Annotated in this window: 14 protein-coding genes; 3 read left to right on the top strand and 11 right to left on the bottom strand. The window is 72.1% G+C overall.

What is annotated here, in order from left to right:
- Nucleotides 1-5: 5 nt before the first annotated feature.
- The 5 genes from ACZ7IF_RS04505 to ACZ7IF_RS04485 form a co-directional block, all read right to left on the bottom strand.
- Complete coding sequence (locus ACZ7IF_RS04505) at nt 6-1304, bottom strand: DUF6986 family protein (protein ID WP_470962872.1); 1299 nt, start codon at nt 1302-1304, stop codon at nt 6-8.
- A 184-nt stretch (nt 1305-1488) separates the two neighbouring features.
- A complete protein-coding gene (locus ACZ7IF_RS04500; protein WP_470962868.1) occupies nt 1489-2451 on the bottom strand; it encodes an electron transfer flavoprotein subunit alpha/FixB family protein in 963 nt (320 codons plus the stop codon).
- A 59-nt stretch (nt 2452-2510) separates the two neighbouring features.
- Nucleotides 2511-3296: an electron transfer flavoprotein subunit beta/FixA family protein gene (locus tag ACZ7IF_RS04495; protein ID WP_470962865.1), complete on the bottom strand. Its 786-nt coding sequence runs from the start codon at nt 3294-3296 to the stop codon at nt 2511-2513.
- A gap of 202 nt (nt 3297-3498) precedes the next feature.
- Nucleotides 3499-4029 (bottom strand): flavin reductase family protein, encoded by a 531-nt coding sequence (locus ACZ7IF_RS04490; RefSeq protein WP_470962862.1) that lies wholly within the window; start codon nt 4027-4029, stop codon nt 3499-3501.
- Nucleotides 4030-4283: 254 nt separating this feature from the next.
- Entirely contained in the window at nt 4284-4658 is a 375-nt protein-coding gene (locus ACZ7IF_RS04485; protein ID WP_470962859.1) for a TlpA family protein disulfide reductase, read from the bottom strand.
- A gap of 189 nt (nt 4659-4847) precedes the next feature.
- Between ACZ7IF_RS04485 and ACZ7IF_RS04480 the strand changes: the two genes are divergently transcribed.
- Nucleotides 4848-5576, top strand: coding sequence for a lysophospholipid acyltransferase family protein (locus ACZ7IF_RS04480; protein WP_470962856.1), 729 nt, complete (start codon nt 4848-4850; stop codon nt 5574-5576).
- A gap of 7 nt (nt 5577-5583) precedes the next feature.
- Here the strand turns inward: ACZ7IF_RS04480 and ACZ7IF_RS04475 are convergent, their stop codons facing one another.
- Nucleotides 5584-6183 carry a CGNR zinc finger domain-containing protein gene (locus ACZ7IF_RS04475; protein WP_470962853.1) on the bottom strand — a complete coding sequence of 200 codons (600 nt, stop codon included), beginning with the start codon at nt 6181-6183 and terminating at the stop codon, nt 5584-5586.
- An 82-nt stretch (nt 6184-6265) separates the two neighbouring features.
- On the opposite strand from ACZ7IF_RS04475, the gene ACZ7IF_RS04470 reads away from it, so the two are divergent.
- Entirely contained in the window at nt 6266-7504 is a 1239-nt protein-coding gene (locus ACZ7IF_RS04470; RefSeq protein ID WP_470962850.1) for an MFS transporter, read from the top strand.
- Here the strand turns inward: ACZ7IF_RS04470 and ACZ7IF_RS04465 are convergent.
- The 5 genes from ACZ7IF_RS04465 to ACZ7IF_RS04445 all read right to left on the bottom strand — a co-directional run bounded on the left by ACZ7IF_RS04465 (nt 7440) and on the right by ACZ7IF_RS04445 (nt 12816).
- Entirely contained in the window at nt 7440-8039 is a 600-nt protein-coding gene (locus tag ACZ7IF_RS04465) for a transglutaminase-like domain-containing protein (RefSeq protein WP_470963483.1), read from the bottom strand. The two genes, ACZ7IF_RS04470 and ACZ7IF_RS04465, sit on opposite strands and share 65 nt — an antisense overlap.
- Nucleotides 8040-8125: 86 nt before the next feature.
- Nucleotides 8126-9187 carry a threonine aldolase family protein gene (locus ACZ7IF_RS04460; RefSeq protein ID WP_470962847.1) on the bottom strand — a complete coding sequence of 354 codons (1062 nt, stop codon included), beginning with the start codon at nt 9185-9187 and terminating at the stop codon, nt 8126-8128.
- A complete protein-coding gene (locus ACZ7IF_RS04455) occupies nt 9184-9933 on the bottom strand; it encodes an SDR family NAD(P)-dependent oxidoreductase (RefSeq protein WP_405982058.1) in 750 nt (249 codons plus the stop codon). The genes ACZ7IF_RS04460 and ACZ7IF_RS04455 overlap by 4 nt, the downstream gene beginning before the upstream one ends.
- A 26-nt stretch (nt 9934-9959) precedes the next feature.
- Entirely contained in the window at nt 9960-11366 is a 1407-nt protein-coding gene (locus tag ACZ7IF_RS04450) for a DUF6421 family protein (RefSeq protein ID WP_470962844.1), read from the bottom strand.
- 304 nt (nt 11367-11670) lie between these two features.
- Entirely contained in the window at nt 11671-12816 is a 1146-nt protein-coding gene (locus ACZ7IF_RS04445; protein ID WP_470962841.1) for an LLM class flavin-dependent oxidoreductase, read from the bottom strand.
- 49 nt (nt 12817-12865) lie between these two features.
- Between ACZ7IF_RS04445 and ACZ7IF_RS04440 the strand changes: the two genes are divergently transcribed.
- Nucleotides 12866-13537 (top strand): PadR family transcriptional regulator, encoded by a 672-nt coding sequence (locus ACZ7IF_RS04440; protein ID WP_470962838.1) that lies wholly within the window; start codon nt 12866-12868, stop codon nt 13535-13537.
- Nucleotides 13538-13679: the final 142 nt, after the last annotated feature.

The raw sequence follows: 13679 nt of genomic DNA, 5'->3' as shown, positions 1-13679 counted from the left end.
GGAGGTCAGGCGGTCGCCGTCAGGGTCGCCGAGCGGCGCGGGATGGCGAAGGCGTCCAGTTCGGCGCGGGTCAGGCCGGTGAGGGCGGTGACCTCTTCGGTGCCGACGGCGCCGCAGTCGAGGCCGCGGACCAGGTAGCCGGCCAGGGCCTTGGCGGTGGCGGGCTCGTCCATGACGTCGCCCTCGATCTTGGCCACGTACGCCTTCAGGCGCGCGGCCGCGGCCTCCAGGCCCTCGCGGTAGAAGGTGAAGACGGCCGCGTAGCGGGTCGGCAGGTGCGCCGGGTGCATGTCCCAGCCCTGGTAGTAGGCGCGGGCCAGGGCGCGGCGGGTGAGGCCGTAGTGCAGCCGCCAGCCCTCGTGGACCTTCTCGGTGGTGCCGATGGGCAGCACGTTCGTCGAGCCGTCGGAGACGCGTACGCCGGTGCCGGCCGCGGCGACCTGCATGATCGCCTTCGCGTGGTCGGCGGCGGGGTGGTCGCTGGCCTGGTAGGCGGCGGAGACGCCGACGCAGGCGCTGTAGTCGAAGGTGCCGTAGTGCAGGCCGGTGGCGCGGCCCTTGGAGGCCTCGATCATCCGGGCCACGGTGGCGGTGCCGTCGGAGGCCAGGATGGACTGGCTGGTCTCGATCTGGATCTCGAAGCCGATCCGGCCGGAGCGCAGGCCGCGGGCCGACTCGAAGGCCTCCAGCAGCTCGACGAACGCGCTGACCTGCTCGGCGTAGGTGACCTTGGGCAGGGTCAGGACCAGGTTCTCCGGGAGGCCGCCGTGGGCGAGCAGGCCGGAGAGGAAGACGTCGGTGGTGCGGATGCCGCGGTCGCGGACGTTGGACTCCATGCACTTCATGCGGATGCCCATGTACGGGGCGTTGGTGCCGTTGGAGTAGGCCTCGGAGATCAGCCGGGCGGCGCGGGCCGCGGCCTGGTCCTCCTCCTCGTCGGAGCGGACGCCGAAGCCGTCCTCGAAGTCGACGCGGAGGTCCTCGATGGGCTCGGTGGCGAGCTTGGCGCGGACGCGGTCGTAGACCGGTACGGCCAGCTCGTCGGAGATACCGAGTACCTTGGCGAAGGTGGCGGCGTCCGGGGCGTGCTCGTCCATGGCCGCGAGGGCCTGGTCGCCCCAGGAGCGGATGGTGTCGGCCGCGAAGACGTCACCGGGCACGTAGACGGTGTGGATGGGCTGGCGGGTGCCGGGGTCGCCCGGGTAGTGACGCGCGAGTTCCGCGTCCACCGGCGCCAGGGAGGCGCTGATGCCCTCGCTGACCGCGCCTGCGAGGCTCGTCGCCACCTTCTCCTGCTGACCCATCGTGCACTCTCCTCTTTTCCGCTTCACGGAAGCTTAGATCCGCATAGCAGAATTTAGCCACGGGGTTCCGCTCAGTCAATGGTCCCTCCACCGCCTGGGACAAACGACTCGGGGCCGTGCGGTGACAATCACCACACGGCCCCGTAGGCCAAGAGATGCGCAGGTCAGGGACCGGGCGCGGGATTTAGCCCTTGCGCGCCTTGATCTCGCCCGTCAGCTGCGGGACGACCTCGAAGAGGTCGCCGACCACGCCGTAGTCGACCAGGTCGAAGATCGGGGCCTCGGCGTCCTTGTTGATGGCCACGATGGTCTTCGAGGTCTGCATGCCGGCCCGGTGCTGGATCGCGCCGGAGATGCCGGAGGCGATGTACAGCTGCGGGGAGACCGACTTGCCGGTCTGGCCGACCTGGTTGGAGTGCGGGTACCAGCCGGCGTCGACGGCGGCGCGCGAGGCGCCGACGGCGGCACCGAGGGAGTCCGCGAGCTCCTCGATGATCGCGAAGTTCTCGGCACCGTTGACGCCGCGGCCGCCGGAGACCACGATCGCGGCCTCGGTCAGCTCCGGACGGCCGGTCGACTCGCGCGGGGTGCGGGAGACGACCTTGGTGCCGGTGGCCAGGGCGCCGAAGGTGACGGCGAGCGCCTCGACGGTGCCGGCGGCCGGGGCGGCCTCGACCGGGGCCGAGTTCGGCTTCACGGTGATGACCGGGGTGCCCTTGGACACGCGGGACTTGGTGGTGAACGACGCGGCGAAGGCGGCCTGCGTCGCGACCGGACCCTCGTCACCGGCCTCCAGGTCGATGGCGTCGGTGATGATGCCGGAGCCGATGCGCACGGCGAGGCGCGCGGCGATCTCCTTGCCCTCGGCGGAGGACGGGACGAGCACGGCGGCCGGGGAGACGGCGTCGTACGCGGCCTGCAGCGCGTCCACCTTCGGTACGACGAGGTACTCGGTGAACTCGGGGGCGTCGGCGGTGAGGACCTTGACGGCACCGTGCTCGGCGAGCACGGCGGCGGTGGCCTCGGCACCGGCGCCCAGGGCGACGGCGACGGGCTCGCCGACGCGGCGGGCCAGCGTCAGCAGCTCGAGGGTGGGCTTGCGGACGGCACCGTCCACGTGGTCGACGTAGACGAGAACTTCAGCCATGGGACTGCTCTCCTGCTATTGCGAAGTGTCTGGGGGCTTGAGAGGGGTGACCGAAGCTCTTAGATGAACTTCTGGCCGGCCAGGAACTCGGCCAGCTGCTTGCCGCCCTCGCCCTCGTCCTTGACGATCGTGCCGGCGGTGCGGGCCGGACGCTGGGCCGCGGAGTCGACCGCGGTGTAGGCGCCCTCGAGGCCGACCTCTTCGGCCTCCAGGTCCAGGTCCGACAGGTCCCAGGACTCCACCGGCTTCTTCTTGGCGGCCATGATGCCCTTGAAGGACGGGTAGCGGGCCTCGCCCGACTGGTCCGTCACCGAGACGACGGCCGGGAGGGAGGCCTCCAGCTGCTCGCTCGCGGAGTCGCCGTCGCGGCGGCCCGTGACGGTGCCGTCCTCGACCTTGACCTCGGAGAGCAGGGTGACCTGCGGGACGCCCAGGCGCTCGGCCAGGATCGCCGGGAGGACACCCATGGTGCCGTCGGTCGACGCCATGCCCGTGATGACCAGGTCGTAGCCGGACTTCTCGATCGCCTTCGCGAGGACCAGCGAGGTACCGATGACGTCGGTGCCGTGCAGGTCGTCGTCCTCGACGTGGACGGCCTTGTCGGCGCCCATCGACAGCGCCTTGCGCAGCGCGTCCTTGGCGTCCTCGGGGCCCACCGTCAGAACGGTGATCTCGGCGTCGTCCGCCTCGTCGGCGATCTGCAGCGCCTGCTCGACGGCGTACTCGTCGAGCTCCGACAGCAGACCGTCGACGTCGTCGCGGTCGACGGTCAGGTCATCGGCGAAGTGCCGGTCACCGGTGGCGTCGGGCACGTACTTCACACAGACAACGATCCTCAGGCTCACGCCGGCTCTCCTACCGCATCGTCTTTTTCTGAAACCGCCTTGTGCAGGCAGCATAGGCGCCTTGTAGGGCGGGTCCCGGTCGGGGCGGCCCGCGCTCCGAAGGGAATGTTACTCGTCAGTACACAGTGGGTCTTCCCCGGTTGCAAGGCCGCTGAACTGTGATCTGTCCAACGCCGCCCGAACCCGCCCCAGCAGGGACGATTCAGTCCCGCAACGCGTTGAAGCGCCCTTGGTGGTACAGCAGGGGGCGGCCCTGCCCGGCCGGGTCCCCCGCCACCGCCTCGGCGATGACCACCCGGTGCGCTCCGGCGGGCACCCGCGCCACCACCCGGCACACCATCCACGCCAGCACGCCGCCGAGCAGCGGCACGCCGTGCGGACCGGGAGCCCACTCGGTCTGCGCCCCGAAGCGGTCGGCGCCGCTGCGCGCGAAGAGGCCGGCCAGCTCCCGCTGGTGCTCGCCGAGTATGTGGACGCCGAGGTACTCGCTGTCGCGCACGGCCGGCCAGCTGGAGGCGCCGGTGCCGATGGTGAACGAGAGCAGCGGCGGGTCCGCGGAGACGGAGTTGAGCGAGGTCGCCGTGAAACCGGCGGGCCGGCCCGCGGTCTCGGCGGTGATCACCGCGACACCCGCGGCGTGCCGCCGGAAGACGGCGCGGAGCAGTTCGGGAGAGCCGGGCAGGGGGTCGTCGGTGGAGCCGAGGGGTACGGGCGGGGCCGTCGGGGCCGTCATGGGGGATGCTTCCTTCTGCCGCGGGGTCGCGGGCGCGCTAGGGGGACCGGGGGCCGGGTGCCTGGACTGGGGCCTTCAGCGGTCCCGACAGCGCGCGCTCGCATGGCGGACGAGGTCCACGTGGAGCCGCCCGTAAAGCAGGAGTTCATACCGCATGCCGCCAGCCTGGCGATCTCACGCGTACACAGTCAAGCCGCAGCGGGCAGATGTCAGGCGCGTCACGCTGCGTGCGGGCGCGCGTACCGGCGCGCCGGTCACACCGCGGCCCCCAGGGCGGCGATCACGTCCGCCTTGCGCGGCATCCCGGCCGCGCGCCGCACGACGCGCCCGGCCGCGTCCAGAACGAGGACGGTGGGGGTCTTCTCGATGCCGAGGGCGCGCACGAGTTCGAGGTCGCGCTCGGCGTCGATTTCGATGTGCTCGACGCCGTCCACCATTTCGGCGACTTCGGCGAGGATCCTGCGGGTGGCCCGGCAGGGCTGGCAGAAGGCGGTGGAGAACTGGACCAGACTGGCCCGCTCCCCCGGTTCCCGGCCCAGCTCGGCGGCCCCGAGGGGCCCCTGCCGGCCCGGCCGCCGCGTTCCTTCTCCGTGCCCGCGCACACCCGCTCCCGTCCGCCCTGTTCGCATGTACGTACCCTCGTCCGAGCATCCGTCCGGCGCCCGGCATTCCCCGCGTGACGAGAATCTCGCCCGGCGCGGTCGTCTGGGCTGGCCAGCGGGCCGCGTTTGGGGCACGATCCCCATGGCCGCGTACCTACGCTGCCGTAACTTCCGGCCGGGAGCACCTCCCCAGGCAGAAAGCGGGGTCTCCCCATCATGGCTGAGCTCGTATACCCCCCGGTGATCGGTGCCGCGCACACCCTCTTCCGTGCGCTGGACATCCGGATCGACATGAAGGGCACCGAGAACATCCCGCGCAAGGGCGGGGCGGTCCTGGTGTCGAACCACATCGGCTACCTCGACTTCATCTTCGCAGGCCTGACGGCGCGCCCGCAGAAGCGGCTGGTCCGCTTCATGGCCAAGGAGTCGGTGTTCCGGCACAAGGTCTCGGGCCCGCTGATGCGCGCGATGAAGCACATCCCGGTCGACCGCCAGCAGGGTGAGACCGCGTACCAGCACGCCCTGGACTCGCTGCGCTCCGGCGAGATCATCGGGGTGTTCCCGGAGGCGACGATCTCCCAGTCGTTCACCCTCAAGAGCTTCAAGTCGGGTGCGGCGCGCATGGCCCAGGAGGCCGGGGTCCCGCTGATCCCGGTGGCCCTGTGGGGCACGCAGCGACTGTGGACCAAGGGCCGCCCGAAGAACCTCAAGCGCAGCCACATCCCGGTGACCATGCGCGTCGGCGAGCCGATCGAGGCGCCGAAGGACCAGTTCGCGGGCGCCATCACCCGCCGCGTGCGCGAGCGCGTGCAGGAGCTGCTGGACGCGGCGCAGAGCGCCTACCCGGCCAGGCCGCAGGGCTCCGAGGACTCGTGGTGGCTCCCGGCCCACCTCGGCGGCACCGCCCCGACGGCCGCGCAGGTCAAGGAGCGCGAGGCCAACTGACCCCGTCCTACGGCCCCGCCGCCGGACCGCCCGCCGGATCCGGTGCCGCACCGTCGCGCCTGCGGCGCCGGTGGGCGGCGACCCTGGCGCGCGTGGCGCACGCGGGAGTGCAGTAGCGGCGGGCGCTGCCGGGGCCGGTGCCGAGGTAGAGCCGCCCGCAGCCGGCCGCGGCGCAGGCGCCCCAGGCGAGGCGCCCGTACTCGGTGAGCAGCTGGGCGAGGACGAGGGCGCCGGAGGCGAGGAACCAGTCCCCCCAGTGCGCCCCGTCGCCCCGGTCCACGTGCAGGTGCCAGGGGTGGCCGTCGTGCCTGGTCAGCCGGGGCCGGGTGGCGCACTCCTCCAGCAGGGCGTTGAGGGCTCCGGCCGCGCGGTCCTCGTCGGTCTCGGCGAGGACCTCCGCCATGCGCCGGACCGCGGCGCGCAGTTCCTCCGCCTCCGCCTCCGTGAAGACCTCCGGAGCCAGTTCCTCCGGACGCTCCCCGTGCCGGGCGAGCAGTTCCGCCAGGGCGGCGCGCGGCAGTGCGGGGTCCGCGCGGACCGCCTCGGCGAGCTCGATCACCCTCCGGGCCGCCGCGAATCCACCGCTCGAGTCCCGCCGGTCCGCCATGCACGGATCCTTTCATCCTGCACTCGTCTGACGTAACGTCTTTTCGGCTCAACACGTTACCGAACGCGGAGGGGGTTCGCCGATGGGCGGGTTCGGGCGGTACCTGGCGGCGGCGCTGGCCGCGCGCTTCGCGTCCGAGGGCATGGGCATGGCGGTGGTGCTGCTGGCCGTGGAGCGGACCGGCAGTGCCGCTCACGGGGCGTTCGTGCTGACCGCCTGGCTGGCGCCGCACGTGCTGGCCGCACCGCTGGCGGGGACCGCCGCGGCCCGCGCCCGGCGGCCCCGGCTGTTCTACGCGGGCGCGCTGGCGGGGTTCACGGCGGCGGTGGCGGGGCTGTCGCTGCTGCTGGGGCGGGCCCCGGTGCCGGCGGTGCTCGTGGTGGCGGTGCTCGGCGGGACCTGTGGGCCGGTGGTGACGGGCGGGCTCTCCAGCCTGGTCGCGGGACTGCTGCCGGCGGGCCCCGCGCGGGACCGGGCGTACGGCTGGGACGCCTCCACCTACAACGCGGCGGCGGTCACGGCCCCGGCGGCGGTCAGTGTGGTCGGGGCGCTGCTCTCGGCCGGGCCCGCGATGGCGGTGCTGGCGGCTTCGGCGGCGCTGGCGGCGCTGCTGGCGGCGTCCCTGCCGTACGGGGACCCGGGCGCGGGCCCCTCCCCGGACGGACCCCGCGCCGGGCTGGGGGCGGGGCTGGCCGCCCTGTGGCGGGTCCGGGAGCTGAGGGCCATCACCTCGGCGACGACCCTGGCCTTCGTGGGCATCGGGTCGCTGACCACCACCTCGGTGCTGCTGGCGACCGGGCTCGGCAGGCCGGGCGCGGGCGGGGTGCTGATGACGGCCTTCGCGGCGGGTGCGCTGGCCGGATCCCTGACGCTGGGCCGGATGACGGGCGTGGCGCCGGGCCGGCTGGCCCGCTGGGGCATGGCGGGGACCGGGGTGGCACTCGCGGTGGCGGCGTTCACGCCGTCGGTGGCGCTGACGGCGGTGGCGTTCGCGGTGGCCGGCTTCTGCGACGGGCCGCTGCTGACGGCCACGCTGCGGATCCGCTCGGAGCACGCCCCGGCGGCGGTGCGGCCGCAGGTGTTCACCCTGGGGGCGGGGCTGAAGATCACGGCGGCTTCGACGGGCGCCGCCCTGGTGGGGCTGGCCGCCGCCGCGCCGCCGTGGACGCTGCTGCTCGGGATCGCCGTACTGCAGCTCGCGGCTGCCGCGCTGCACGCGCTGGTGGCGGCACGGAAACCCGTACCGGCCGAGGGGGTCAGAGAGCGGTCGGGAGGTTCCGCCACAGCTCCGGCCGGTCCGCGGACTCCTGGAGCGCCTTGAGCGCGGCGGGGTGCGGGGCTGCGTGCAGCTCGGGGTAGTCGATCTCGCCGAGCTCCGGGCGGACCGGGAAGGCGAGCCGCTCCCGGTCGAGGTCGAACCGCGCGTCCACGCCGGGCTTGTTGCCGCGAGGGTCGATCCGGGACCAGGCCTCGGCGCCGGGCAGCCGGACGGCGACGAGCCCGTGGACGACGAGGCCCGAGCCGTCGTCGTCGCCGAGGAGCTGGTAGCACAGGGCTGCCGGGATGCCCTGGGCGCGCAGCAGGGCGGCGAGGGCGTGGGACTTGGCGTAGCAGATGCCGTTGCGGGTGGCCAGTACGTCGGAGGCCCGCCAGGAGACGCGCGGGTCTGCGGAATCGGCCGAGTGCGGGATGGTGTCCCGGACGAATTCGAAGGCCGCCTTGGCGTATGAGTATGCATCTCCGGTGGCGGACCAGAGGTCGTCGGCGGTCTGCTGCACCAAGGGATGCCAGTGGTCTATGGCCTCATCCGAGGCCAAATACGCATGGATATCAGGGTTCTGCTGGATGAGCTGCATGGCCGGGAGCATAGGCATGCCCCCGACCGTAGATCAATAGATTTACAGCTGAAGGCATATCTATTCACTTCTGGAGAGGCGCACGGCTAGCGGGCCAGCTCCTCCTTGAGTGCCTGGAGGAAGCCGTCCACGTCCTCTTCCTGCGTGTCGTAACCGCACATCCAGCGGACGTGGCCGGCGGCCTCGTCCCAGAAGTAGAAGCGGTACCGCTGCTGGAGCCGGCGCGACACCTCGTGCGGGAGCTTCGCGAAGACGGCGTTGGCCTGCACCGGGTAGAGGATCTCCACCCCGTCGGTCTCGCGCACGCCCGCGGCGAGCCGCTGCGCCATCGCGTTGGCCTGGCGGGCGTTGCGCAGCCACAGGTCCTTCGCGAGCAGCGCCTCCAGCTGCACCGACACGAAGCGCATCTTGGAGGCGAGCTGCATCGACATCTTGCGGACGTGCTTCATCTGCCGGACGGCGTCCGGGTTCACCACGACCACGGCCTCGCCGAACATCATGCCGTTCTTGGTGCCGCCGTACGACAGCACGTCGACGCCCACCGCGTTGGTGAAGGTGCGCATCGGCACGTCGAGCGAGGCCGCGGCGTTGGCTATCCGGGCTCCGTCGAGGTGCACCTTCATGCCGAGGCCGTGGGCGTGCTCGCAGATCGCCCTGATCTCGTCCGGCGTGTAGACCGTGCCGAGCTCGGTGTTCTGGGTGATCGAGACGACCTGGGGCATCGCCCGGTGCTCGTCCTCGAAGCCCCAGGCCTCCTGGTCGATCAGCTCGGGGGTGAGCTTGCCGTCCGGGGTGGGCACGGCGAGCAGCTTGAGGCCCGCCATCCGCTCCGGTGCGCCGCCCTCGTCCACGTTGATGTGGGCGGACTTGGCGCAGATCACGGCACCCCAGCGGTCGGTCATCGCCTGGAGGGCGGTGACGTTCGCGCCGGTGCCGTTGAAGACCGGGAAGGCCTCCGCGTACGGGCCGAAGTGGCTGCGGATGACCTTCTGCAGGTGTTCGGTGTACTGGTCCTCGCCGTAGGCGACCTGGTGGCCGCCGTTGGCCAGCGCGACGGCCTCCAGGATCTCCGGATGCACCCCCGCGTAGTTGTCGCTCGCGAAACCGCGGACCGCCGGATCGTGGTGGCGGCGGGCATCGGTCTTCACGGTTGTGGAGTGAGCCACAGACGCTGTCCGTTCACTTCGGAGGCGGGCCGCTCCCAGACGCCGGCGATGGCCTCGGCCAGCTCCTTGACGTCGGTGAAGCCCGCGAACTTCGCATTGGGACGCTCGGCGCGCATCGCGTCGTGCACCAGTGCCTTGATCACCAGGATCGCAGCAGCGGCCTGCGGCCCGTCCTCGCCCCCGGCCTTGCGGAAGGAGTCCGCCATGGCCAGGGTCCAGGCCTCGGCGGCGGCCTTGCCGGCGTTGTACGCGGCGTTGTTGGCGACCGGCTTGTGCGCGCCGGACTGGCTGATCAGCACGTAGCGTCCGCGGTCGCTGCGCAGCAGCCCGTCGTGGAAGGCGAGCGAGGTGTGCTGGACGGTGCGGATGAGGAGCTTCTCCAGGAAGTCCCAGTCCGCGAGGTCCACGTCGGTGAAGGTCTTGCTGCCGCGCCAGCCCCCGACCAGGTGGACGAGGCCGTCGACCCGGCCGAACTCCTTCTCGGTGCGCTCGGCCCAGGCCTTGGTGGCCTCCAGGTCGAGCAGGTCGACGGTGTCACCCGTGACGGTGGCGCCGCCGTGGGCGTAGCGGGCGGCGTCGACGGCCTCCGCCAGGCGCGCCGCGTCGGCGTCGGAGGCCACGACCGTGGCACCCGCCTCGGCCAGGCGCATCAGCGCCGCCCGGCCGGCGGGGCCGCCGGCCCCGGCCACCGCCACGACCGCTCCGTGGAGCGTCCCATTGCCGTTCATCCGTACAGCCTCCTGTGCGCGGTCGCTCACGCGGCGGCCCGCTCGGCGTCGTCCGCGTTCGCCGGGGTGATGCCCTTCGTGGAGGCGATCACGCCCTTGAGCTTCTTGGCGAGGGCCTCGTAGAACATGCTGAGGGGAAACTCGTCGGGAAGCACGTCGTCCACGAGCTTGCGCGGCGGCTGCGTCAGGTCCAGGGCGTCGGGGCCCTTGGCCCACTTGGAGCCCGGGTGCGGGGCGAGGTAGGTGGAGACCAGCTCGTAGGCCTTGAACCAGTGGACCAGCTTCGGGCGGTCGATGCCCGCGCGGTACAGGTCCTCGATCTCGGCGCACAGCTGGTTGGTGACCTGCGGGGCGCGCATCCAGTCGATCTTCAGCTTGTTGTCCGTCCAGCGCACGACGTCGTGCTTGTGGAGGTACGCGAAGAGCAGCTGGCCGCCGAGACCGTCGTAGTTGCGGTTGCGGTCGCCGGAGACGGGGAAGCGGAACATCCGGTCGAAGAGGACGGCGTACTGCACGTCACGGCCGTGCTCGTTGCCCTCGGACTCCAGCTTCACGGCCTCCTTGAAGGCGGTGAGGTCGCAGCGCAGCTCCTCCAGGCCGTACATCCAGAACGGCTGGCGCTGCTTGATCATGAAGGGGTCGAACGGCAGGTCGCCGTGGCTGTGGGTGCGGTCGTGGACCATGTCCCACAGGACGAAGGCCTTCTCGCAGCGCTCCTGGTCCTCGACCATGCGGGCGATGTCCTCGGGCAGCTCGATGCCGAGGATGTCGACGGCCGCCGCGGTGACCTTGCGGTAGCGGGCCGCCTCGCGGTCGCAGAAGATGCCGCCCCAGGTGAAGCGCTCGGGGGCCTCGCGGACGGCGATGGTCTCGGGGAAGAGCACCGCGGAGTTGGTGTCGTAGCCCGGGGTGAAGTCCTCGAAGGTGATGCCGAGGAAGAGCGGGTTGTCGTACCGGGTGCGCTCCAGCTCGGAGAGCCACTCGGGCCACACCATCTTCAGGACGACGGCCTCGAAGTTGCGGTCCGGGTTGCCGTTCTGCGTGTACATCGGGAAGACCACGAGGTGCTGGAGGCCGTCGGCGCGCTGGGCGGCCGGGTGGAAGGCCAGCAGGGAGTCCAGGAAGTCCGGCACGCCGAAGCCCTCGGCGACCCACTTGCGCAGGTCGGCGACGAGCGCGGCGTGGTACGCGGTGGCGTGCGGCAGCAGCGGGGACAGCTCCTCGACGGCGCCGACGACCCGCTCAACGGTGGCCTCGACGTCGACGCGGGCGGGGGCGCCCTCGGCGTCGAAGTCGATCGATCCGTCCTTGGCCTGCCAGGGGCGGATCTCCTCCACGGCGGCCTTGAGCGCGGGCCAGGCGGGGTGGTCGACCACCCGCGCGCCAGCGGTTATCACGGCACCGCCGGAGCCCGGCACAAGAGTTTCCGTCATGTCACTTCCTCCACAGGAGAACCTCGCGTTAAGACAGCGTATGCATGCGAGGCTCCCCTACTCAAGAGGAATCTAAGGAAAATATCCTGTGTGACCCCCCACTCCACCGGAAGTCTTCCCGTAACCCACGGTGGAATCCACCACTCCGCCTAGTAGTTGGGCCATCCGGCCACCCCCGGCGGCGGCGCGAAAAAGACGCAGGATCCGGTCCGTCCGCATGACACCGGGACTCCACCCGGGCGCGGGGCCGGCCCGACCGGGGGTCCGCCGCGCCCGGATCACCCCTCGGGCCGCGCCTTCCGGGTCAGGCCGGGCCCGGCGCGCCGCCGCGCCCCTCCCTGAAGTGCGGGATGACCTTCTCCCCCCACTGCCGCAGGGTCTCCAGGCAGGCCTCCTGCGGCACCGTGCCCATCTGGACCAGGCACATCACCTCGTCCGCGCCCGCCGCCCGCAGCCGCTCCACGTACGCGATGGCCTCGTCCGCGCTCCCGTAGGCGTGGTCGGCGTTGAAGGTGGCCGTGGAGGTGGGCCGCACCGGGATGTCCAGCTCGTGCAGCCGGGCCACCACCTGCTCCGCGGCCCGGCGCATCTCCGCCGCCTCGTCGGCGCCGGCCACCACCGCCTCGTCCGGGATCCCCGCGCCGCCGTACCAGTGCCCGATGGACTGCGCGAAGAACCGCTGCCCCCGGACGCCGATCCGGCGGGCCTCCTCGGGGTCGTCGAGCACGATGGTCGGGCAGAGCACCGAGAAGTGGTCGTTGACGGCCGTGGAGACGAACCGGCTGCCGTCGCGGGCGGCGAGCGCGGCGTCGTACACGGCCCGCATCCCCGCGATGGAGTCCGGCCCGGCGAAGCCCATCACCAGGGCCCCGACCCCCAGTTCGGCGGCCTGCACCAGGGTCTCGCCCCGGCTGCACGCCAGGAACAGCGGCGGATGGGGCCGCTGGGCGGGGCGCGGCAGGATCGGGTGCGGACCGATGTCCAGCAGCTCCCCGTGGTACTCCAGCTCCTCCTCCTGCCAGGCCTTCCCGATGATCCGCAGCGCCTCCTCCACCTCGGCGGTGGTGCGCTCCCGGTCCACCCCGCACAGCGAGGTCTCCTGCTCGGTGCCGCCGCGCCCGGCGCCCAGGTCGAGCCGGCCGCCGGAGAGCAGGTCGAGCATCGCGGCCCGTTCGGCCACGCGTACCGGGTGGTTGAAGTTGAAGGGCATGCACACGACGCCATGGCCGATGCGTATGGTGTTCGTCCGGGCCGCGACGAAGCTCAGGAAGACCTCCGGCGCGCTCAGGTGTGCGTACCACTTCAAGGAGTGGTGCTCGACGGCCCAGATCCGGTCGAATCCCATGCGTTCGGCGAGGACCGCCTGCTCGACGCAGTCCCGGATGACCTGGTGTTCCCGTTCCACGGTCGGATCGGCCAGCTGAGCCTCGAAGATCACGGAGAATTTCACGATGCCTCCAGGGATGCGTCCCGTGCCCGGTCTTACTTCGATTAGGAATATGACTAGTAGTCAGACCTCGAAGAAGCAAGACCTCCCGCCGACCGCGTGGGCGGTGCTCGGCCTGCTGTCGTTCCCCGGCGAGCGCACCGGCTACGAACTGAAGAAGTGGGCGGACTCCTCCCTGCGCTTCTTCTACTGGTCGCCCGCGATCAGCCAGATCTACGCCGAACTGCGCCGCCTGGAGGAACTGGGCTACGCGGCCTCCGCGCGCTCGGGGCCCGAGGAGGTCCGCGCCAAGCGCCGCTACGCCATCACGGAGGCGGGCCGCGAGGCCCTCTCGGGCTGGGCCTCCGACACCGCGGACGCCGGACCGCCGGTGCTCAAGCACGGGCTGCTGCTGCGGATCTGGCTGGGCCACCTGGCCGAGCCGGAGCGGCTGCGCGCGGTGGTCGAGGACCACATGGAGCGGACCCGGGGCGAGCTGGCCGCCGTACGGGAGGCCATGGGGCACGCGGCGGACGTACCGGAATGGGCCTTCCCCGTGCTCGCGCTGCGCTGGAGCGAGCGCCAGCACCTGGCCGAGCTGGACCTGGCCGGGGCCCTGCTCGACGACCTCCGCGAGGCCGGGGCGCGGGCCGCCGGGGCCGGCCCGCGAGCGTCCGGGACCGGGACCGCGGCACTCGGGGCGGCCGTCCGTCAAGCCGGCGGGGACGCGCCCACGCAGGGGTGACGCGGTACGGAGCCCCGGACCCGACGGGCGGCGCACACCCCTGGCGGGAAGCGGCCGGAGGGCTTCCGCGGGCCCTTGCACGACCGGTCCCATCGCGGCCGGGGCGCACTAGCATGCGTCCTCACCGCGCGCGGCCGGTCGG

Source organism: Streptomyces sp. NPDC037421, from assembly GCF_055602105.1.
This window is presented reverse-complemented; position numbering and strand designations above follow the sequence as displayed.

What these genes read in the sequence shown, in the direction of transcription:
- ACZ7IF_RS04505 (WP_470962872.1), bottom strand. Translation starts at nt 1,304, where the DNA reads ATGGGTCAGCAGGAGAAGGTGGCGACGAGCCTCGCAGGCGCGGTCAGC.
- ACZ7IF_RS04500 (WP_470962868.1), bottom strand. Translation starts at nt 2,451, where the DNA reads ATGGCTGAAGTTCTCGTCTACGTCGACCACGTGGACGGTGCCGTCCGC.
- ACZ7IF_RS04490 (WP_470962862.1), bottom strand. Translation starts at nt 4,029, where the DNA reads ATGACGGCCCCGACGGCCCCGCCCGTACCCCTCGGCTCCACCGACGAC.
- ACZ7IF_RS04485 (WP_470962859.1), bottom strand. Translation starts at nt 4,658, where the DNA reads ATGCGAACAGGGCGGACGGGAGCGGGTGTGCGCGGGCACGGAGAAGGA.
- ACZ7IF_RS04480 (WP_470962856.1), top strand. Translation starts at nt 4,848, where the DNA reads ATGGCTGAGCTCGTATACCCCCCGGTGATCGGTGCCGCGCACACCCTC.
- ACZ7IF_RS04475 (WP_470962853.1), bottom strand. Translation starts at nt 6,183, where the DNA reads ATGGCGGACCGGCGGGACTCGAGCGGTGGATTCGCGGCGGCCCGGAGG.
- ACZ7IF_RS04470 (WP_470962850.1), top strand. Translation starts at nt 6,266, where the DNA reads ATGGGCGGGTTCGGGCGGTACCTGGCGGCGGCGCTGGCCGCGCGCTTC.
- ACZ7IF_RS04465 (WP_470963483.1), bottom strand. Translation starts at nt 8,039, where the DNA reads ATGCAGCTCATCCAGCAGAACCCTGATATCCATGCGTATTTGGCCTCG.
- ACZ7IF_RS04455 (WP_405982058.1), bottom strand. Translation starts at nt 9,933, where the DNA reads ATGAACGGCAATGGGACGCTCCACGGAGCGGTCGTGGCGGTGGCCGGG.
- ACZ7IF_RS04450 (WP_470962844.1), bottom strand. Translation starts at nt 11,366, where the DNA reads ATGACGGAAACTCTTGTGCCGGGCTCCGGCGGTGCCGTGATAACCGCT.
- ACZ7IF_RS04440 (WP_470962838.1), top strand. Translation starts at nt 12,866, where the DNA reads ATGACTAGTAGTCAGACCTCGAAGAAGCAAGACCTCCCGCCGACCGCG.